This window comes from Telluria sp. ZB4P34, assembly GCF_059686055.1.
On record NZ_JCASIF010000005.1, the window covers coordinates 1 to 18,787 of the forward strand.

Here is an 18,787-nt window from a genome sequence, read left to right on the forward strand (position 1 = left end):
GCAGCAAAGAAAATGTCCGCTCAAAAGCGCGTTAGCTCGCGCTAACCTGGGCAACCAAGCGGACATTTCAACTTTGCCAGAAGCGGACATTTCAACTTTGCCTTTACACACCCTACGAAAAATAAAAAAGGCCAGCTTGCGCTGGCCCTTGCCGCTTCCGATTAAACCGGCTCAGTCAGCCTGCTTGCGCAGGAAAGCCGGGATGTCGTAAGTCTCGACGCCGTTGCGCTGCATCGCCTGCACCTGCTCCGATGCCTGCTCGCGGCGCCACACGGCCGGCTGCTTCATGCCGCCCATGGCGTCGGTCTGGCCCATGGTCACGTTGCCGGTCATGCCCTGGGCGCCCTGCATCACCGGCGCATTGTAGGTGCCGGTCTTGAGCATCTGCTGCGGCTGCACCAGCTGCATCTTCTTGTTCTTGCCCAGGCCGGTCGCGACCACGGTCACGCGCAGCTCGTCGCCCATCTCGTCGTCGTAGGCGATGCCCTGTGCGATCGATGCGTCCGGTGCGGCGAAGGCGCGCACGGCAGCCATGACTTCCTTGATCTCCTTGCCTTTCAGGCCGCGGCTGGCGGTCACGTTGACCAGCACGCCCTTGGCGCCCGACAGGTCGATACCGTCCAGCAGCGGCGAGGCCACGGCCTGCTCGGCCGCGATGCGCGCGCGGTCCACGCCCGAAGCGGTCGCGGTGCCCATCATGGCCTTGCCCTGCTCGCTCATGATGGTCTTCACGTCATTGAAGTCGACGTTGATGTGGCCCGGCACGTTGATGATCTCGGCGATACCGGCAACGGCGTTGTTCAGGACGTCGTCGGCGTGCTTCATCCAGTCGAGCATCGACTCGTCTTCGTAGATGTCTTCCAGCTTCTCGTTCAGGATCACGATCAGCGAGTCGACGTGCTTGCTCAGCTCTTCCAGGCCGGCTTCCGCCACCTGCATGCACTTGTCGCCTTCGTAGGAGAACGGCTTCGAGACCACGGCCACGGTCAGCGCGCCCATGGTCTTCGCCACTTCGGCGACGATCGGCGCGGCGCCGGTGCCGGTGCCGCCGCCCATGCCCGCGGCGATGAACACCATGTGGGCGCCGCGCAGCGCGTCTTCGATGCGCGAACGCGACTGCTCGGCCAGCTGGCGGCCGACTTCCGGACGCATGCCCGCGCCCAGGCCGGATTCACCGATCTGGATGATGTTGTTGGCGCCCGAAACGGCCAGCGCCTGCGCATCCGTGTTTGCGGCGATGAACTCGACACCGGACACACCTTTATTGATCATGTGCTGAACCGCGTTGCCGCCGGCGCCGCCGACGCCAACGACTTTGATAACGGTTCCCAGTGCTGCGTTATCGACCATATCGAACTCCATATCGAACTCCCAATATTCAAGATGCTGCTTCCGTTTCAGGACTGGTGCCAGGCCCCTGGCAGAGCTCCAAAACCGGAAGAAGCGATTGTATTTAAAAAATCTTTACCCGTGGACGATTTGTTGCTGCCGTACTTAAAATTTTCGTGCCCTGCTGTGCTGCCAACCCGTGCTTTAAAAATTCCCCGCTATCCATTCCTTCATGCGCTGCCACACTGCCTTCACCGAACCATCCTGACGCGTGACGATGTGCCCGCGCAGGTACTGCTTCTTCGCTTCCAGCAGCAGGCCGAGCACCGTGGCGTAGCGTGGGCTGCGCACGACGTCGGCCAGCTGGCCGCGGTAGTCCGGCGTGCCGAGGCGCGCCGGTTTGAGGAAGATGTCTTCGGCCATTTCGATCATGCCCGGCATGATCGAGCTGCCGCCGGTGAGCACGATGCCCGACGAGAGCACGCCCTCGTAGCCCGACTCGCGCACCACCGTGTGCACCATCGCGAACAGTTCTTCGACGCGCGGCTCGATCACGGCCGCCAGCGCCTGGCGCGACAGCGCGCGCGGACCGCGGTCGCCCAGCCCCGGCACCTCGAGCGTCTCGCCCGGATCGGCCAGCACCTGCTTGGCCACGCCGTAGCGGATCTTGATGTCCTCGGCTTCGCCGGTCGGGGTGCGCAGGGCCATGGCGATGTCGCTGGTGATCTGGTCGCCGGCGATCGGCAGCACGGCGGTGTGGCGGATCGCGCCATCCGAGTACACCGCGATGTCGGTGGTGCCGCCGCCGATGTCGATCAGGACCACGCCCAGCTCTTTTTCGTCAATGGTCAATACGGCGTCGGCCGAGGCGATCGGCTGCAGGATCAGGTCCGAGACCTCGAGCCCGCAGCGGCGGACGCACTTTACAATATTCTGGACCGCGGATACCGCACCGGTGACGATGTGTACGCGCACTTCCAGGCGGATGCCGCTCATGCCGATCGGCTCGCGCACGTCTTCCTGGTTGTCGACGATGAATTCCTGCGGGACGGTATGCAGCAATTGCTGGTCGGTCGGGATATTGACCGCCTTGGCGGTCTCGATTACGCGCGCCACGTCGGTGGCGGTCACTTCCTTGTCCTTGATCGCAACCATGCCGCTCGAGTTGAACGAGCGGATATGGCTGCCGGCGATACCAGCATAGACGTTGCGGATCTTGCAGTCGGCCATCAGCTCCGCTTCCTCGAGCGCGCGCTGGATCGATTCGACCGTGGCTTCGATGTTCACGACCACGCCCTTCTTCAATCCTTTCGACTCGTGCTGACCGAGGCCGATCACCTCGTGGCGTCCATCGGACATCACTTCGGCCACGACCGCCACCACCTTCGAGGTGCCGATGTCGAGGCCGACGATCAGGTTCTTCGCGTCTTTTGTCATTGCTGTTGCCTGCTTATGTTTGCTTGGTTGTGTTATTCGGTTGATTCGGTTTCTTCTTCACCGGCTTCACCGGCTTGGTGGCGTCCAGCGGCACCGCCAGCGCTGCCGAGGACAGCGCCAGGCCGTTCGGGTAGCGCATGTCGATCGTGTCGATGCGCCCTTCCTGCAGCCGCGCGACCAGCTGCGGGTAGACGCCCACCAGCCGCTGCACGCGCTTTTTCAGCGTGTCCTTGTCCTGCTCGCGCCCCAATGCCACGCTCATGCCGTTGTCCAGCTTCACCGTCCAGGCGTAGCGCTCGGACAGCGACAGGGCCATCGGGGCCAGCTCTACCTTCGCAAACAGCGAGCGCAGCTCGGTGAAGCGGGCCAGCACTTCCTTCTCGCTGCCCTTCGGCCCCTCGAAGGCCGGCAGCGCGTGGTCATCGTCGGCCTCGGCCAGGTTGGCGGTGAACACGTCGCCCTTGACCGACAGCAGGCGGCCGTCCTCGCCCCAGGTGCCGAGCGCCTCGTGCTCTTCCACCTCGACGATGAGCTGGTTGGGCCACTCGCGGCGCACCGTGGCGCGCCGCACCCAGGGCACGGTTTCAAACGTCGCGCGCACCTGCTCCAGGTCCGTGGTGAAGAAGTTCCCGCGGATCTTGCCGATCACGCCGTTGCGCACCGTGAGCTCGTTCACGTGGCGCAGCGGCAGCTGGTACATGCTTTCCACCGTCACCGCGCGCAGCAGGAACATGGGGCGCTGCGACAGCCACCACACGCCGGTCCCGATGCAGGCGAGCACCACCAGCGCCACCAGGCTGCTGGCGGTCGCGTTCAGGGCGCGGACGTCATGCCACATGCCGTGTTATTCCTTTGCCAGGGATTTGGACGAATTCGCCATCTTCAGCCGGGCCGAGGCCAGGATTTCCAGGCACAGGTCCTCGTAGCTGATGCCCACCGCGCGCGCGGCCATCGGCACCAGCGAGTGCGAGGTCATGCCCGGCGAGGTGTTCACTTCCAGCAGGAAGGGACGCATGTCTTCCTGGCGTACCAGCACGTCGATCCGGCCCCAGCCTTCGCAGCCGAGCGCGCGGTAGGCGTTCACGGCGTGGCGCTGGATCTCCTCGGTCAGGTGCAGGTCGAGCGGCGCCGGGCAGTGGTACCGGGTGTCGTCCGTGAAGTATTTGTTCTGGTAGTCGTAGTTGCCTTCCGGGGCCACGATCTCGACGATCGGCAGGGCGCGGGCGGTTTTACCGGTGCCCAGCACGGCCACGGTGAACTCGCGGCCGGTGACGAATTCCTCGGCCAGCACCACCGGGTCGAAGCCCATGGCGAGGTCGACGGCAGTCTTCAGTTCCTCGGCCTTGTTCACCCGGCTGATGCCGATGGTCGAGCCTTCGAGCGGCGGCTTGACGATCATCGGCAGGCCGAGCGCGACCAGGACTTCGTCGAGGTCGGTGGACGGGTCGATGATCATGTAGTCCGGCGTCGGGATTTCGTCCATCTTCCAGATCTTTTTCGTCGTGATCTTGTCCATGCCGACGCTCGAGGCCATCACGCCGCTGCCGGTATAGGGAATGCCCAGCTGCTCGAGGGCGCCCTGCAGGCTGCCGTCCTCGCCGTAGCGGCCGTGCAGCGCGATGAAGACGCGGTCAAACTTCTGTGCGGCCAGTTCGGCCAGGCTCTGGGTGCCCGGATCGAAGGAGTGGGCATCGACGCCGCGCGACTTGAGGGCCTCCAGGACGCCGGTGCCGGACATGATCGACACGTCGCGTTCGGCGGAGCGTCCGCCGAACAGCACGCCGACTTTGCCGAAGGATGCCGGGTCAAAAGTGGAAGTGGTAGCGTTCACGGAATCAGGCCTTTGCAGTGGTCAGTTGGTGCGGGACGCCGCTGATCGAGCCGGCGCCCATGGTGAGGACGACGTCGCCGTCGCGCGCCACGTTCATGATGGCGGCGGGCATGTCGGCGATCGCCTCCACGAAAATCGGTTCCAGCTTGCCGCCGGTACGCAGCGCACGCGCCAGCGCGCGGCCGTCGGCGGCCACGATCGGCGCCTCGCCGGCGGCGTAGACGTCGGCCAGCAGCAGCACGTCCGGGGTCGACAGGACCTTGACGAAATCTTCGAACAGGTCGCGCGTGCGGCTGAAGCGGTGCGGCTGGAAGGCCAGCACCAGGCGGCGGCCCGGATAGGCGGCGCGCGCCGCGGCCAGGGTCACCTCGGTTTCGACCGGGTGGTGGCCGAAGTCGTCCACCAGGGTGAAGCTGCCGCCGCCGGGAATCGCCACCTCGCCATAGCGGGTGAAGCGACGGCCGACGCCGCTGAAATTCTGCAGGCCCAGGTTGGTCGAGGCGTCGTCGAGGCCGATCTCGCGCGCGATCGCGATGGCCGAGCAGGCGTTGAGCACGTTGTGCATGCCGGGCTGGTTCAGCACGAACTTCGTGTCCGGGTAGCCCTGCTGGCGCACGGTGAAGTGCATCTGCACGCCGTCCGCGTACGCATCCAGCGCGCGCACTTCCGCGTCAAGCGAGAAGCCGTAGGTCGTCACCGGCTTGGTCACCTGCGGCAGGATGGCGCGCACGTGCGGGTCGTCGATGCACATCATGGCGCGGCCGTAGAACGGCAGGCGGTGGGTGAAATTCACGAACGCGGCCTTCAGCTTCTCGAAGTCGTGTTCGTAGGTGTCCATGTGGTCGGCGTCGATGTTGGTGATCACCTCGATCATCGGCGACAGGTTCAGGAAGGAGGCGTCCGACTCGTCGGCCTCGGCCACGATGTAGTCGCCCGAACCCAGCTTGGCGTTGGCGCCGGCCGCGGTGAGTTTTCCGCCGATGACGAAGGTCGGATCCAGCCCGCCCTGGGCCAGCACCGAGGCCACCAGGCTGGTGGTGGTGGTCTTGCCATGGGTGCCGGCGATCGCGATGCCGCGCTTCAGGCGCATCAGTTCACCGAGCATGATGGCGCGCGGCACCACCGGCACCTTGGCGGCGCGGGCGGCCACCACTTCCGGATTGGCTTCGTTGACGGCGGTCGAGGTCACGACCACGTTCGCGCCGATCACATGCTCGCTCGAGTGGCCCGTATGGACGCGCGCGCCGAGTTCCGCCAGGCGCTGGCTGGCGGCGTTGCTGGACAGGTCGGAGCCGGATACGTTGTAGCCGAGGTTGAGCAGCACTTCCGCGATGCCGCTCATGCCGCTGCCGCCGATACCGACGAAATGGATGTTCTTGATCTTGTGTTTCATTCTTGTTCGCTCATCCGGCCAGTCGTTCGAGTTCCCGCGCGATCGCCTCGTTGGCGTCGCGCTTGCCCACGCCATGTGCCGCCTGCGCCATCGCGAGGCAGTCTTCACGGCTCAATGTTTGCAGCAGGCCTGCCAGCCGCTGCGGGTTCAGTTCGCCCTGCGGCAGGTGGATCGCCGCCTGTTGTGCGTGCATCCAGGCCGCGTTGTCGCGCTGGTGGCTGGTGGTGCTGGCCACAAAGGGCACCAGCACGCTGGCCACGCCTGCTGCGGTCAGCTCCGACACGGTGATCGCGCCGGCGCGGCAGATCACCAGGTCGGCATTGGCATAGGCGGCCGCCATGTCGTCGATGAAGTCGACCACGTTCGCTTCGACGCCTGCTGCCGCATAGGCGGCGCGCAGCGCGTCGATGTTTTTCTTGCCGGACTGGTGGGTTACGACCGGGCGCGTCGCCGGGTCGATCTGCGCCAGGGCGGCCGGCACGCTGTCGTTGAGCACCTTGGCGCCCAGGCTGCCGCCGACGACCAGCACGCGCAGCGGGCCGCTGCGGCCCGTGAAACGTTTGCCGGGCGCCGCCAGGTCGAGGATCTGCTGGCGCACCGGGTTGCCGGTGACGACCGCCTTGCCGGCCGCCTTGCCGAAATCGGCCGGGAAGCCGAACAGCACCCGGCTGGCGATCGGTGCCAGGGTCTGGTTCGACAACAGCAGGGCCGCGTCGGCGTTCACCAGTGCCAGCGGAATGTTGCGCGTCTTCGCCATCATCCCGCCCGGCACGGTCACGTAGCCGCCCATGCCCAGCACCACGTCCGGCTTGCGCTGGCCGAGATAGCGGCGGCAAGCGACAAACGCGCCCAGCATCTTGAAGGCGCCCTTGATGGTGTGGCCCAGGCCCTTGCCGCGCAGGCCGGCGAAGTCGATGCTGTCCATCGGGATGCCGGCTTTCGGTACCAGCTCGGTTTCCATGCCGTGGGCGGTGCCCAGCCACGAGACTTCCCAGCCGCGCGCGCGCATGGTCTGCGCGATCGCGATGCCGGGGAAGATGTGGCCGCCGGTGCCGGCCGCCATGATCATCAGCTTCTTCATTTGCGTACTCATGTGCGCCCTCCCCGCATGCGTACCCGGTTCTCGTAGTCGATCCGCAGCAGGATGGCCAGGCCGATGCAGTTGAACATCACGCCCGAGCCGCCAAAGCTCATCAGCGGCAGGGTCAGGCCCTTGGTCGGCAGCAGGCCCAGGTTCACGCCCATGTTGATGAAGGTCTGGGCGCCGATCCAGATGCCGATGCCCTTGGCGGCCAGGCCGGCGAAGATCTGGTCCAGGGCGATGGCCTGGCGGCCGATGTCGAAGGCGCGCTTGACCAGCCAGTAGAACATGGCGATCACGACCAGCACGCCAACCAGGCCGAGTTCTTCGCCGATCACGGCCATGATGAAGTCGGTATGCGCTTCCGGCAGGTAGAACAGCTTCTCGACGCTGCCGCCCAGGCCCACGCCGAAGAACTCGCCGCGCCCGAACGCGATCAGCGAGTGCGTCAGCTGGTAGGCCTTGTCCAGCGCGTGGCCGTCGGCCCACGGGTCGAGGTAGGCGAACATGCGGGCGCGGCGGAACGGCGAGAGCGCGATGATCGCACTGAAGATCAGCACCAGCAGTGCGCCGATGCCACCGAACCAGACGATGTTGATCCCGCCCAGGAACAGGATGCCCATGGCGATGCAGACGATCACGCCGAAGGCGCCCAGGTCGGGCTCGAGCAGCAGCAGCATGCCGACCAGGCCGATCGCCAGCATCATCGGCAGGAAGCCCTTGGTCAGCTTGTGCATGTATTCCTGCTTGCGCACCGTGAAGTCGGCCGCGTACAGCACCACCGCGATCTTCATGATCTCCGACGGCTGCAGCAGCATGATCTTCAGCGGGATCCAGCGGCGCGCGCCGTTGACCGTGTGGCCGATGCCGGGGATCAGCACGATCACCAGCAGCACCAGGGTGGCAATGAACATCATCGGCGCCCATTTCTGCCACACGGCCACGGGCACCTGGAACACGACGGCGGCGGCCGTCATCGAGACGGCGATATAGGCCATCTGGCGGAACAGGAAGTATTCGTTCTTGTCGTTCAGGTAGGCGAACTTGGGCGAATCCGGCAGCGCGATCGAGGCCGAATACACCATCACCAGGCCGAACATCATCAGGAGCACGGTGACCCAGACCAGCGGCTGGTCGTAGTCCATCATCTTCGACGGACGGCTGCGCGCCGCGATGGTCGCGTCGCTGCTGGATCCGGAAAATTTGAATGGAATCTGGAAGGCCATCAGAGCTCCTGCCCCTTATCGAGCGCGATGTCGCGCACCGCGTCGACGAACACCTGCGCGCGGTGCGCGTAATTGGTGAACATGTCGAGGCTGGCGCAGGCCGGCGACAGCAGCACCGCATCGCCCGGACGGGCCAGGCCGCTCGCCCTGCGCACCGCCTCCGGCAGGCTGGCGAAGTCGAACACCGGCACGCCGGTCGGCTCGATCGCGGCGCGCACGCTCGGCGCATCGCGGCCGATCAGCAGCACGGCGCGCACATAGCGTGAAACAGGCTCGGCGAGCGGGGCAAAATCCTGGCCCTTGCCGTCGCCGCCGGCGACCAGCAGGATCTGCTGGTCTTCGCCCGCGAAAGCCTTGCCCAGGCCTTCCAGCGCGGCGACGGTGGCGCCCACGTTGGTGCCCTTGCTGTCGTCGTAGTAATCGACGCCGTCGATGTTCGCCACCAGTTCGACGCGGTGCGGCTCGCCCGCGTATTCGCGCAGGCCGTGCAGCAAGGGCGCCAGCGGCAGGCCGCAGGCGCGGCACAGGGCCAGCGCGACCAGGGCATTCGAGGCGTTGTGCAGGCCGCGGATCTTGAGCGCGTCGGCCGGCATCAGGCGGCTGACGCTCACCTCCACGGGCGGCGCCACCTCCCCTTTTTTCAGCTTTTTCTGCGGCTCATCGTGCAGCGCGACGGCATTGGCAAGCCACAGCACGCCGCGCTCGCCCACCAGGCCGAAACTGTCCGGCTCCATCGGCTCGTCGGTACCGAAGGTGAACGCCGGCGTGCCGGCTGCCGCCATGCGCATCACGATGGCGTCGTTCCGGTTCAGCACGCGCACCGTGCCGCTACCGAAGATGCGCGCCTTGTCGGCCGCATAGGCTTCCATGCTGCCGTGCCAGTCGAGGTGGTCCTGGCTCAGGTTCAGGACGGTGGCGGCGTCGGCCTGCAGGCTGAAGGTGGTGTGCAGCTGGAAGCTCGACAGCTCGAGCACCCAGGCCTGCGGCAGGTCCTGGGCATCCAGGCATTCGCGCAGCACGTCGAGCGCGGCCGGGCTGATGTTGCCGGCCACGCGGGTCGTCAATCCGGCGCGGCGGCACAGCAGGCCGGTCAGGCTGGTCACCGTGGTCTTGCCGTTGGTGCCGGTGATGGCGATGATCTTCGGCGCGTAGCCGCTTTCCTGGCGCAGTTGCGCGAGCGCCTGCGCGAACAGTTCGATCTCGCCCCAGACGGGGATGTCGCGCTCGCGCGCCGCGGGGGAAATGTGCGCGAGTTCGCGGCCAGGGGCCAGGCCCGGGCTCACTGCGACGAAGTCCATGCCGTCGAGCAGGCTTGCTCCGAATTCGCCGCCGACGAATTCCGCAGTCGGCACCGCCTGGCGCAGGGCGAACAGGCGCTGCGGCTCGGTGCGCGTGTCGGCGACGCGCACGCGCGCGCCGCAGCGCGCCAGCCATTGCGCCATCGCCAGCCCGGATTCCCCGAGCCCCAGTACCAGTGCGGATTTGCCTTCGTATGTCATTCGTATCAACGCAGCTTCAACGCAGTTTCAAGGTGGACAGGCCGATCAGGACCAGCACCATCGTCACGATCCAGAAGCGGACCACGACCTTGGTCTCTTTCCAGCCCTTTTGTTCGAAATGGTGGTGCAGCGGCGCCATCAGGAACACGCGGCGGCCGGCGCCGTAGCGCTTCTTGGTGTACTTGAACCAGGACACCTGGATGATCACCGACAGGGTCTCGGCCACGAACACGCCGCCCATGATGAACAGGACGATTTCCTGGCGCACGATGACGGCGATGGTGCCGAGCGCGCCGCCCAGCGCCAGTGCGCCGACGTCGCCCATGAACATCTGCGCCGGGTGTGCGTTGAACCACAGGAAGGCCAGGCCCGCGCCCGCCATCGCGCCGCAGAAGATCAGCAGCTCGCCCGCGCCCGGGATGTAGGGGATGAACAGGTATTTGGCAAAGGTCACGCTGCCGGTCAGGTACGCGAACAGGCCGAGGGCGCCGCCGACCATCACGGTCGGCATGATCGCCAGGCCGTCGAGGCCGTCGGTGAAATTGACCGCGTTCGAGGAACCCACGATGACGCAGTAGGTCAGCGCGATGAAGCCCCACACGCCCAGCGGATAGCTGATCGACTTGAAGAAGGGGACGATCAGGTCGGCCTTGGGCGGCAGGGTCATCGAGAAGCCCGACTGCACCCAGGCGTAGAACAGCTGCAGCACTTCCCATGGATTCGCGGCCGAGACCGAGAACGCCAGGTACAGCGCCGAGGTGATGCCGATCAGCGACATCCAGAAATACTTCTCGCCCGAACGCATGCCTTCCGGGTCCTTGTAGACCACCTTGCGGTAATCGTCGACCCAGCCGACCGCGCCGAAGCCCATGGTCACGACCAGCACCGGCCAGATCAGGCGGTTCGACAGGTCGCACCACAGCAGGGTCGAGATGCCGATCGAGATCAGGACCAGCACGCCGCCCATGGTCGGGGTGCCGTGCTTGGCCAGGTGGGTCTGCGGACCGTAGGTGCGCACGGCCTGGCCGACCTTCATGGCGGTGAGCTTGCGGATCACGGCCGGGCCGCAGATCAGGCCGATGGTGATCGCCGTGATGGTGGCGAAGACGGCGCGGAACGTGATGTAGTTGAACACGCGCAGCGGACCGAGATAGTCCTGGAAGTATTGGGCGAGCCAGAGAAGCATGTCAGTGGGCGTCTTTCATGGTGGTTTGTCCGGTCAGGTGCTGGACCACGCGTTCCATCTTCATGAAGCGCGAGCCCTTCACCAGCACAGTCGAATTGCTATTGCCGCCCAGTGTTGAATCCAGTGCTGCCAATAATGCGTCGAACTGCTCGTAGTGCCGTGCTCCCGAGGCGCACATGGCGCGCGCGAGGTCGCCAGTGGCGAGCACGTGTTCGATGCCACGCTGCTGCGCGTAGGCACCGACTTCTGCGTGAAACTCTTTTCCCTGCGTGCCGACTTCGCCCATGTCGCCCACCACCAGGATGCGCGGCGCCGGATAGGCGGCCAGCACGTCGATCGCGGCGCGCATCGAGTCGGGATTCGCGTTGTAGGTGTCGTCGATGACGGTCGCGCCGATCGCGGCCTGCTTGCGCTGCAGGCGGCCGCCGACCGGGGCGAAGCACTCCAGGCCGCGCACGATGGCGTCGACCGGGATGCCGGCGGCCAGGGTGCTGGCGATCGCCGCCAGCGCATTGCGCACGTTGTGATCGCCCGCGGCGGCCAACTGGATGGCGAACTGCCCTCCGCGCGCAGTCACCTGCAGGTCGTTGCCGAAGCCATTCGCCGTATAGCTCGCGCGCACGTCGCATTCCTCGGCCAGGCCGAAGGTCAGCGCCGGGCACGGCGCCAGGCCGCGCCACAGCTCCGTATATTCGTCGTCCCCCGGGAACACGGCCACACCGTCGAGTGGCAGTGCTGCGAGGACGGAGCCGTTCTCGCGCGCCACCGCTTCCACGGTATGCATGAATTCCTGGTGCTCGCGCTGGGCGTTGTTCACCATGGCGACGGTCGGCGCCGCGATGGCGGCCAGGCGGGCGATTTCGCCCGGATGGTTCATGCCCATCTCGATCACGGCGGCCCGATGCGCCGCTGACAGGCGAAACAGGGTAAGCGGCACGCCGATCTCGTTGTTCAGGTTGCCCTGTGTGGCCAGGCGCGCGTCCTCGCCGAAGGCAGCTGCCAGGATCGAGGCGATCATTTCCTTGACCGTGGTCTTGCCGTTCGAACCGGTCACGCCGATCACGGGAATCCCGAATTGCGCGCGCCAGGAGTTCGCGATGCGGCCCAGCGCCGCCAGGGTGTCCGGCACCACGATGGCCGGCAGCGTCCAGCCGTCCGGCAGCTGGTGCACCACGACCGCGGCCACGCCGCGCGCAGCGATCTGGTCGAGGAAGGCGTGCGCGTCGAAGGTCTCGCCCTTCAGCGCGACGAACAGCGCGCCGGCGGGCGCCGTGCGGCTGTCGGTCGACACGCCCTGGAAGGCAACGTCGCCGCCCTCCAGGCGTGCGCCAGGGATTGCGGCGACCAGTTGTGCGAGCGTAGCGCGCATCTAGTGGGCCCTCATCATGGTGAGCCGCGCGGTCAATGCCAGCGAAGCATGGTCGGCATCGGAGAATGGCATCTTCTTGCCCTTGATTTCCTGGTAGGGCTCATGGCCCTTCCCTGCCAGCAGGATCACGTCCTGCTTGCCGGCGTTCTTCACGGCCAGCAGGATCGCGCTCGCCCGGTCCTCGACCGCCTGGTACGCTTTGTCGATGCCCGCCACGATCTGCGCGATGATGGCGGCCGGATCTTCGCTGCGCGGGTTGTCGCTGGTGACCAGGATGTGGTCGGCGATCTGGGCGACGGCGCCCATCTGCGGGCGCTTGCCCGGATCGCGGTCGCCGCCGCAGCCGAACACGCACCACAACTGGCCGCCGCGCTCCCGGGCCACCTGGCGCAGCGCCTCCAGGGTCTTTTCCAGGGCGTCCGGGGTATGCGCGTAGTCGATCACGACCATCGGCGCGTCCTGGCCGCCGATCTGCTGCATGCGGCCCGGGGCCGGCGCCAGGGCTTCGATGGCCTCCACCGCGTTTTTGAGCGGGATGCCCTTGGCCAGCAGCGCGCCCAGCACGGCCAGCGCGTTGCTGACGTTGAAGTGGCCGACCAGCCGGGTCTTCACGTGCGCGTTTCCGGCCGGGGTATCGACCGTGAATTCCGTGCCCGCATGGCGGCTGCGCAGGTTCGAGGCACGCAGGATGTCCACGCCCTCGAGCGCCGGCTGCCCGGCCTTGTCCTTGAGCGTATAGCCGGTGACCGGGAGCGCCGCACGGTTCTTGCGCAGGTGCGCCGCCAGACGCAGGCCGGCCGGGTCGTCCAGGTTGACCACGGCATTCCCGAGGCCTTCCCATGCGAACAGCCGGACCTTGGCCGCCTCGTAGTTCTCCATCGTGCCGTGGAAGTCGAGGTGGTCGCGGGTCAGGTTGGTGAAGATCGCGACGTCGAAGTGCATGCCGGCTGTACGCTCCTGCACCAGGCCGATGGACGAGACTTCGATGGCCAGCGCCGTGGCTTCGCGCGCGCGCAGCTCGCCAAGCGTCTGCGCCAGCAGCACGGCGTCCGGGGTGGTGTAGCCGGTGGCGTCGAATTCGGGTTCGGCGTCCTTCTTCACGATGCCCACGCCCAGGGTGCCGATCACGGCGGCGGTCTCGCCGAGGCGCGCGAGGGCCTGCGCGGTCCAGACTGCGCAGGAAGTCTTGCCGTTGGTGCCAGTGACGCCGACGGTGAACATGCCGGCGTCGGGATGCTGAAGGACGCCGTGGGCGATCGGCCCCGCGTTCTTTTTCAGCCCGGCCACGCCCAGGTGCGCGACTGGATGATCAAGCGCGTGTGCGGCATCCCAGTCGAATCCGGCTTCCTCATACACGACGGCGGCCGCGCCGGCCGCGATGGCGGCGGCAATGAAACGGCGCCCGTCGGCGGCGTCGCCCGGATACGCGAAAAACACGTCCCCGCGCGCCACGCGGCGCGAGTCGGAAACGAGCCGGCCGCCTGGGGCGGCGGCACGGATCCAAAGGCAGATCTCGTTCAGGCTCATGGCCATCACATGCTCTCCTCGATGGGGGTTTCCGGAATGATGATGTCGGTCACCGAGGAGTCGGGCGGCACGTTCGCCGCCCGCAAGGCATTCGATGCGAGGTCGGCGGCGGTCGGCGCGGCGACGCTGCCGCCCGTTCGCAGCGCCCCTCGCGGGTTGTCGATCATGACCGCGATCACGAAGCGCGGCCTGGACATCGGCGCGATGCCGACGAAGTAGCCGATGTTGTCGGTCTTCGAGTAGCGGCCGTTGACGATCTTCTCGGCGGTGCCGGTCTTGCCGCCCACGCGGTAGCCGGCCACCTGGGCCTTCGACGCCGTACCTTCCGGGCCGACCACGGATTCGAGCATGGTGCGCACCTGGGCGGCCGTCTTCGGCGAGATCACCTGCTGGCCGACCGGCTGTTCGTCCACCTTCAAAAAGGAGAGCGGAATGATGTCGCCATCGCGCGCGAACACCATGTACGAGCGCGCCAGCTGCAGCAGCGACACCGACAGGCCGTGGCCGAAGGACATGTTGGCATATTCGATCGGCTTCCACGATTTCCATGGGCGCACGCGGCCGGCGACGGCGCCCGGGAAGCCGAAGCGCGGCGCCTGGCCGTAGCCCAGTTTCGTGTACAGCTCCCACATGTCTTTCTCTTCGAGCATCTGGGCGATCTTGACGGTGCCCACGTTCGAGGATTTCTGGATGATGCCGCTCACCGTCAGGGCGTCCTTCGGATGCATGTCGCGGATCGGGCGGCCGCCCACGACGATGCGTCCCCCCGAGGTGTCGAACACGGTGTCCGGGGTAATCCTCTTCTTTTCCAGGCCGAGCGCCACGGTCATGGGCTTGAGGGTCGAACCCGGCTCGAAGGTGTCGGTGATCACGCGGTTGCGCAGCTGGGCGCCGGTCAGCCTGGCCCGGTCGTTCGGGTTGTAGGTCGGGTAGTTGGCCATTGCCAGCACTTCTCCGGTCTGCACGTCCAGCACCACCGCGCCGCCGGCCTGGGCGTTGAACTTCTCGACCGCGTTCTTCACGCTGGTGAAGGCGATGTACTGCAGCTTGCTGTCCACCGACAGGGTCAGGTCCTTGCCGTGGTGCGGCTCGCGGAACATGCCCAGGTCTTCGGCGATGTGGCCGAGGCGGTCGCGGATGACGCGGCGGCTGCCCGGCACGCCCATCAGGGCCTTCTGGTGGAACAGCTCCATGCCTTCCTGGCCGCGGTCCTCGACGTTGGTGAAGCCCACCATGTGGGTCATCACCTCGCCCTGCGGGTAGTAGCGCTTGTATTCCTTGCGGGTGTCGATGCCATCGATCTTGAGCTTCTCGATCTGCTCGACCTTGTCCATCTCCACCTGGCGCTTGAGGTAGACGTAGCTCTTCTTCGGGTCGAGCTTGGCGCGCAGCTCGGCTTGCGGCATCTCGAGCAGGCGCGCCAGTTCGGCCAGCTTGTCGCCCGGCTCCTTGAGCACTTCCTTCGGAAACGCGGCCACCGCCTTCACCGGCAGCGAGGAAGCCAGCACCTGGCCGTTGCGGTCCATGATCTTGCCGCGCGCGGCCGGCAGTTCCACCAGGCGCTCGTAGCGGCTCTTGCCCTGCTTTTGCAGGAACTGGGTGGACACGCCCTGCAGCCAGAGTGCGCGCACGGCGAGCGCGGCGAAGGCCATGAACAGCACGAACAGCACCAGCCGCGAGCGCCAGTTCGGCACGTTCACGGCCAGGACCGGGCTCTTCGAGAAAGCCACGCCCTTGGAGGCGGCGACGCGCGAGGTGCCGCGTCGCTCTGGACGGCTGGTCGCGCTGCTCATTTGGTGCCTTCCGTCAGGTACTGGGTACGGGCCGGGCTCAGCGGGGCCATGTTCAGGCTGGTGCGGGCGATCTGCTCGATGCGTTCGTTCTTGCCGAGCGTGGACTGGTCGAGCTGGAGCTGGGCCCAGTCGATGTCGAGCTGGCGCGCATGCTGGTTCAGACGCTCGAGTTCGATCAGGAGGTGGCGCGACTGGTAGCGCGCGTTCACCACCGACAGCGCGCAGCCGACCACGGCCGCCGTCAGCACGATGTTCAGCTTCACGCTCATGCCGCGCCTCCCGGGCCGCCTGCAAGGCGCTCGGCCACGCGCAGCACCGCCGAGCGGGCGCGCGGGTTGGCGCTCACTTCGTGGTCGGACGGCTTGATCTTGGCGATCAGCTTCATCAAAGGCTGCGGCAGGTCGACCGCGCGGATCGGCAGCCGGCGGTCCGGCTGCGCGACCATCGCCTTGGATGCGAAGAACTGCTTGACCATGCGGTCTTCCAGCGAGTGGAAGCTGATCACCGACATGCGTGCGCCCGGCGCCAGCATGGCGTAGGCGGCGTTCAGACCTGCTTCAAGGTCTTCAAGCTCTTTATTGATGAAAATCCGGACAGCCTGAAAGGTCCGGGTTGCCGGATCTTTGCCTTTTTCCCGGGTCTTGACCGCGTTTGCCACGATTGCGGCAAGCTCTCGTGTGGTCGAAATTGGCTGGATTGCGCGGCGAGCAACAATCGCCTTTGCAATCTGGAAAGCAAACCGCTCTTCTCCATAATCTCTTATAACCTTTTCCAATTGTTGTTCCGGCGCGGTGGCCAGCCAGTCGGCCGCCGACATCCCGCGCGTGGTATCCATGCGCATGTCGAGCGGGCCATCCTGGCGGAAACTGAATCCGCGCGTGGCGTCGTCCACCTGGGGCGACGAAATACCAAGGTCCAGCAGGATGCCGTCCACCTGGCCGATGCCGCGCGCGGCCAGCGCGTCGGACATCGTGGCAAAACTGTCGTGCACGATCGTGAAGCGGGGGTCGTCGATCCCTTCCGCGGTGGCGATCGCCTGCGGATCCTTGTCGAACACCACCAGGCGCCCCTGGGGGCCGAGGCGGGACAGGATCAGGCGGCTATGGCCACCACGGCCGAACGTGCCATCTATATAAGTACCGTCGGCGCGCTCGCCTTCCAGCGCGAGCGCGTCCACTGCTTCGTCCAGCAATACGGTGCGATGCTGGTAGTCAGATGCCAATGCGCCGGGCACCGTCAATGTTTCCGTCATCGGCGCCTCAGAAGGAGAAATTGGAAAGGACATCGGGCATGCCGCCGGCCACGGCCTCGGCTTCGCTCTCGGCATACTTGGCGGCATCCCAGATTTCGAAGTGGGAGCCCATGCCCAACATCATGACTTCTTTCTCCAAACCCACGGCGATGCGCAGTTCGGGCGAAATCAGCACCCGGCCTGCACTGTCCAACTCGACATCGCATGCGTTACCAAGGAAAATGCGCTGCCACGCCCTGGCCGACATCGGCCAGGAGGCGATCTGCTCGCGGTGCTGTTCCCACACCGGACGGGGAAAGAACAACAGGCAGCCATGCGGGTGCTTGGTCAGCGTCATGCGGCCTTCGCACTGGACCGCGAGGGCGTCACGATGCTTTGCCGGAATCGACATCCTTCCTTTAGCATCGAGATTGATCGCTGACGCGCCCTGGAACACGGTTTACCTAGCTTGGAGAATTAGCAATTTAGAATTTTTTGGCCGCTTGGGGTTCCGGAAACCCCCCACAATTCGACACTTTTTCACACTGTTTCCCACTTTATTGGAATCAATGTTGGTGGTCAAGCGAATTCACGCTTGGCAAATCCGAATTTGTCTAATGAAACCAAGGACTTAGCACCAGCTCTTGAGGCTGTGTCAACGTAAAATGTCTCCTAAATCAGTCACTTAGGAAACACAGTGAAGGTTGGACCTCAGTTGTAAAGACAATCTTTCTGTTTGATCAACGTCATGTGTGGATGATGTATTTTCGTGTGGAAACAAAACTTTCTTTGCGGAATTGGTCGCTGAGGTATTGGCGGTACTCTGCTGGAAGCGTTAGGATCGGAGCAAGGCAAAGACCCATCCGCTTACGGCCCGCTCGGCAGGATGGGAGAGCCGGACGGGAGCGGGCATGTACTGGAGACAGCCGTGAGCATCACACTTGCCCGTACCTGCGCGGTCTACGACCTGAGCGAAGTTCAGGAAGCGCTCGACCGCAGCCGCGGCCGCTCCCCGGAACTCGAAGCGTTCTACGAGCGCATGCTGGAGACCGGGGCCGACCGCTTCGTCACCAAACCCTCGTCGATCGACGCCCTTGCCCCCTTGTTCGAAGAGTGTCCCAATTTCGAGGAAGTCCTGGACGACCTGGCCCGCTACCTGGCGCTGGCGCATGCAGGCGACCGGGGTTTCAATGTCATGCCGATCCTGCTGCTGGGCGGCCCCGGCGTGGGCAAGACCCACTTCGCGCGCCGCCTGGCGCGGGTGATGCAGACCGACTGCGAGCTGATCAGCATGAACGCCCTGTCGGCCGGCTTCGTCATCACCGGCAGTTCCGCCAGCTGGCGCGGCGCGAAATGCGGCAAGGTCGCCGAACGCCTGGTGCGCGGGCAGTACGCCAATCCGGTGATCGTGCTCGACGAAGTGGAAAAAGCGAGCGGCTCTTCGCAATCGGACCCGCTGGCCGCCCTGTATCAACTGCTCGAGCCGGAGACGGCCAGCGCTTTCCGCGACGAATTCATCGACGTCGAGATCGACGCCTCGCAGATCTTCTGGGTGCTCACCGCCAATTCTACCGAGGGCATTCCCCACCCGCTGCTCAACCGGATGGCGGTCTACGAAGTACCGGCGCCGACCGTGGAACAGGCGGCCGGGATTGCCCAGCGCATGTATGCCGGGCTGCTGGACGAACTGAACCTGGCGGCCTTCGACCCGCGGTTGGGCGACGTGGTGCTGGATCGGCTGGCGGGGGTGTCGCCGCGTGACCTGCGCAAGACCCTGCTCGACGGGCTGGGCCATGCGGTGGCGGCCGGGCGCGTGCACGTGATCGTGGACGACATCCGCCTCAAGCCGACGCCGGGCAAGGGGCGGATCGGGTTCTGAACAAGG

Annotated in this window: 16 protein-coding genes; 1 reads left to right on the plus strand and 15 read right to left on the minus strand. The window is 65.7% G+C overall.

Annotated features, from left to right (window positions below; translation table 11 throughout):
- Nucleotides 1-171 precede the first annotated feature (171 nt).
- The 15 genes from ftsZ to mraZ all read right to left on the minus strand — a co-directional run bounded on the left by ftsZ (nucleotide 172) and on the right by mraZ (nucleotide 17,359).
- Nucleotides 172-1,362, minus strand: coding sequence for a cell division protein FtsZ (gene ftsZ / locus AC56KL_RS10765; protein ID WP_497180151.1), 1,191 nt, complete (start codon nucleotides 1,360-1,362; stop codon nucleotides 172-174).
- 171 nt (nucleotides 1,363-1,533) lie between these two features.
- Nucleotides 1,534-2,766, minus strand: coding sequence for a cell division protein FtsA (gene ftsA / locus AC56KL_RS10770; RefSeq protein WP_497180152.1), 1,233 nt, complete (start codon nucleotides 2,764-2,766; stop codon nucleotides 1,534-1,536).
- 13 nt (nucleotides 2,767-2,779) lie between these two features.
- Nucleotides 2,780-3,604 (minus strand): cell division protein FtsQ/DivIB, encoded by an 825-nt coding sequence (locus AC56KL_RS10775; protein ID WP_497180153.1) that lies wholly within the window; start codon nucleotides 3,602-3,604, stop codon nucleotides 2,780-2,782.
- A 6-nt stretch (nucleotides 3,605-3,610) separates the two neighbouring features.
- The gene (locus AC56KL_RS10780; RefSeq protein ID WP_497180154.1) at nucleotides 3,611-4,597 is read right to left on the minus strand and encodes a D-alanine--D-alanine ligase; all 987 of its coding nucleotides are present in this window, start codon (nucleotides 4,595-4,597) and stop codon (nucleotides 3,611-3,613) included.
- A gap of 4 nt (nucleotides 4,598-4,601) precedes the next feature.
- Nucleotides 4,602-5,990, minus strand: a complete 1,389-nt coding sequence (gene murC, locus AC56KL_RS10785) for a UDP-N-acetylmuramate--L-alanine ligase (protein WP_497180155.1) — start codon at nucleotides 5,988-5,990, stop codon at nucleotides 4,602-4,604.
- A 10-nt stretch (nucleotides 5,991-6,000) separates the two neighbouring features.
- Entirely contained in the window at nucleotides 6,001-7,083 is a 1,083-nt protein-coding gene (gene murG, locus AC56KL_RS10790; protein ID WP_497180156.1) for an undecaprenyldiphospho-muramoylpentapeptide beta-N-acetylglucosaminyltransferase, read from the minus strand.
- Nucleotides 7,080-8,297, minus strand: a complete 1,218-nt coding sequence (ftsW, locus tag AC56KL_RS10795) for a putative lipid II flippase FtsW (RefSeq protein ID WP_497180157.1) — start codon at nucleotides 8,295-8,297, stop codon at nucleotides 7,080-7,082. The genes murG and ftsW overlap by 4 nt, the downstream gene beginning before the upstream one ends.
- Nucleotides 8,297-9,796 (minus strand): UDP-N-acetylmuramoyl-L-alanine--D-glutamate ligase, encoded by a 1,500-nt coding sequence (gene murD / locus AC56KL_RS10800; protein ID WP_497180158.1) that lies wholly within the window; start codon nucleotides 9,794-9,796, stop codon nucleotides 8,297-8,299. The genes ftsW and murD overlap by 1 nt, the downstream gene beginning before the upstream one ends.
- Before the next feature lie 16 nt (nucleotides 9,797-9,812).
- Nucleotides 9,813-10,982 (minus strand): phospho-N-acetylmuramoyl-pentapeptide-transferase, encoded by a 1,170-nt coding sequence (gene mraY / locus AC56KL_RS10805; RefSeq protein WP_497180159.1) that lies wholly within the window; start codon nucleotides 10,980-10,982, stop codon nucleotides 9,813-9,815.
- Nucleotide 10,983: 1 nt separating this feature from the next.
- Entirely contained in the window at nucleotides 10,984-12,351 is a 1,368-nt protein-coding gene (locus AC56KL_RS10810) for a UDP-N-acetylmuramoyl-tripeptide--D-alanyl-D-alanine ligase (RefSeq protein ID WP_497180160.1), read from the minus strand.
- Nucleotides 12,352-13,884, minus strand: coding sequence for a UDP-N-acetylmuramoyl-L-alanyl-D-glutamate--2,6-diaminopimelate ligase (locus tag AC56KL_RS10815; protein ID WP_497180412.1), 1,533 nt, complete (start codon nucleotides 13,882-13,884; stop codon nucleotides 12,352-12,354).
- On the minus strand, nucleotides 13,884-15,671 hold the full coding sequence (locus AC56KL_RS10820) for a peptidoglycan D,D-transpeptidase FtsI family protein (protein ID WP_497180161.1): 1,788 nt from the start codon (nucleotides 15,669-15,671) through the stop codon (nucleotides 13,884-13,886). The genes AC56KL_RS10815 and AC56KL_RS10820 overlap by 1 nt, the downstream gene beginning before the upstream one ends.
- Nucleotides 15,668-15,940 carry a cell division protein FtsL gene (ftsL, locus tag AC56KL_RS10825; RefSeq protein ID WP_497180162.1) on the minus strand — a complete coding sequence of 91 codons (273 nt, stop codon included), beginning with the start codon at nucleotides 15,938-15,940 and terminating at the stop codon, nucleotides 15,668-15,670. The genes AC56KL_RS10820 and ftsL overlap by 4 nt, the downstream gene beginning before the upstream one ends.
- On the minus strand, nucleotides 15,937-16,944 hold the full coding sequence (rsmH, locus tag AC56KL_RS10830; protein WP_497180413.1) for a 16S rRNA (cytosine(1402)-N(4))-methyltransferase RsmH: 1,008 nt from the start codon (nucleotides 16,942-16,944) through the stop codon (nucleotides 15,937-15,939). Before rsmH ends, ftsL begins: the two co-directional genes overlap by 4 nt.
- Nucleotides 16,931-17,359, minus strand: coding sequence for a division/cell wall cluster transcriptional repressor MraZ (mraZ, locus tag AC56KL_RS10835; RefSeq protein ID WP_497180163.1), 429 nt, complete (start codon nucleotides 17,357-17,359; stop codon nucleotides 16,931-16,933). The genes rsmH and mraZ overlap by 14 nt, the downstream gene beginning before the upstream one ends.
- A gap of 471 nt (nucleotides 17,360-17,830) precedes the next feature.
- On the opposite strand from mraZ, the gene AC56KL_RS10840 reads away from it, so the two are divergent.
- Nucleotides 17,831-18,781, plus strand: a complete 951-nt coding sequence (locus AC56KL_RS10840; protein ID WP_497180164.1) for an AAA family ATPase — start codon at nucleotides 17,831-17,833, stop codon at nucleotides 18,779-18,781.
- The last annotated feature ends 6 nt before the right edge of the window (nucleotides 18,782-18,787 follow it).

Excerpts from the sequence above, each read along its gene's own strand:
- ftsZ (WP_497180151.1), bottom strand. The coding sequence starts at position 1,362 with ATGGAGTTCGATATGGTCGATAACGCAGCACTGGGAACCGTTATCAAA.
- ftsA (WP_497180152.1), bottom strand. The coding sequence starts at position 2,766 with ATGACAAAAGACGCGAAGAACCTGATCGTCGGCCTCGACATCGGCACC.
- AC56KL_RS10775 (WP_497180153.1), bottom strand. The coding sequence starts at position 3,604 with ATGTGGCATGACGTCCGCGCCCTGAACGCGACCGCCAGCAGCCTGGTG.
- murC (WP_497180155.1), bottom strand. The coding sequence starts at position 5,990 with ATGAAACACAAGATCAAGAACATCCATTTCGTCGGTATCGGCGGCAGC.
- murG (WP_497180156.1), bottom strand. The coding sequence starts at position 7,083 with ATGAGTACGCAAATGAAGAAGCTGATGATCATGGCGGCCGGCACCGGC.
- ftsW (WP_497180157.1), bottom strand. The coding sequence starts at position 8,297 with ATGGCCTTCCAGATTCCATTCAAATTTTCCGGATCCAGCAGCGACGCG.
- murD (WP_497180158.1), bottom strand. The coding sequence starts at position 9,796 with ATGACATACGAAGGCAAATCCGCACTGGTACTGGGGCTCGGGGAATCC.
- mraY (WP_497180159.1), bottom strand. The coding sequence starts at position 10,982 with ATGCTTCTCTGGCTCGCCCAATACTTCCAGGACTATCTCGGTCCGCTG.
- AC56KL_RS10810 (WP_497180160.1), bottom strand. The coding sequence starts at position 12,351 with ATGCGCGCTACGCTCGCACAACTGGTCGCCGCAATCCCTGGCGCACGC.
- AC56KL_RS10815 (WP_497180412.1), bottom strand. The coding sequence starts at position 13,884 with ATGGCCATGAGCCTGAACGAGATCTGCCTTTGGATCCGTGCCGCCGCC.
- AC56KL_RS10820 (WP_497180161.1), bottom strand. The coding sequence starts at position 15,671 with ATGAGCAGCGCGACCAGCCGTCCAGAGCGACGCGGCACCTCGCGCGTC.
- ftsL (WP_497180162.1), bottom strand. The coding sequence starts at position 15,940 with ATGAGCGTGAAGCTGAACATCGTGCTGACGGCGGCCGTGGTCGGCTGC.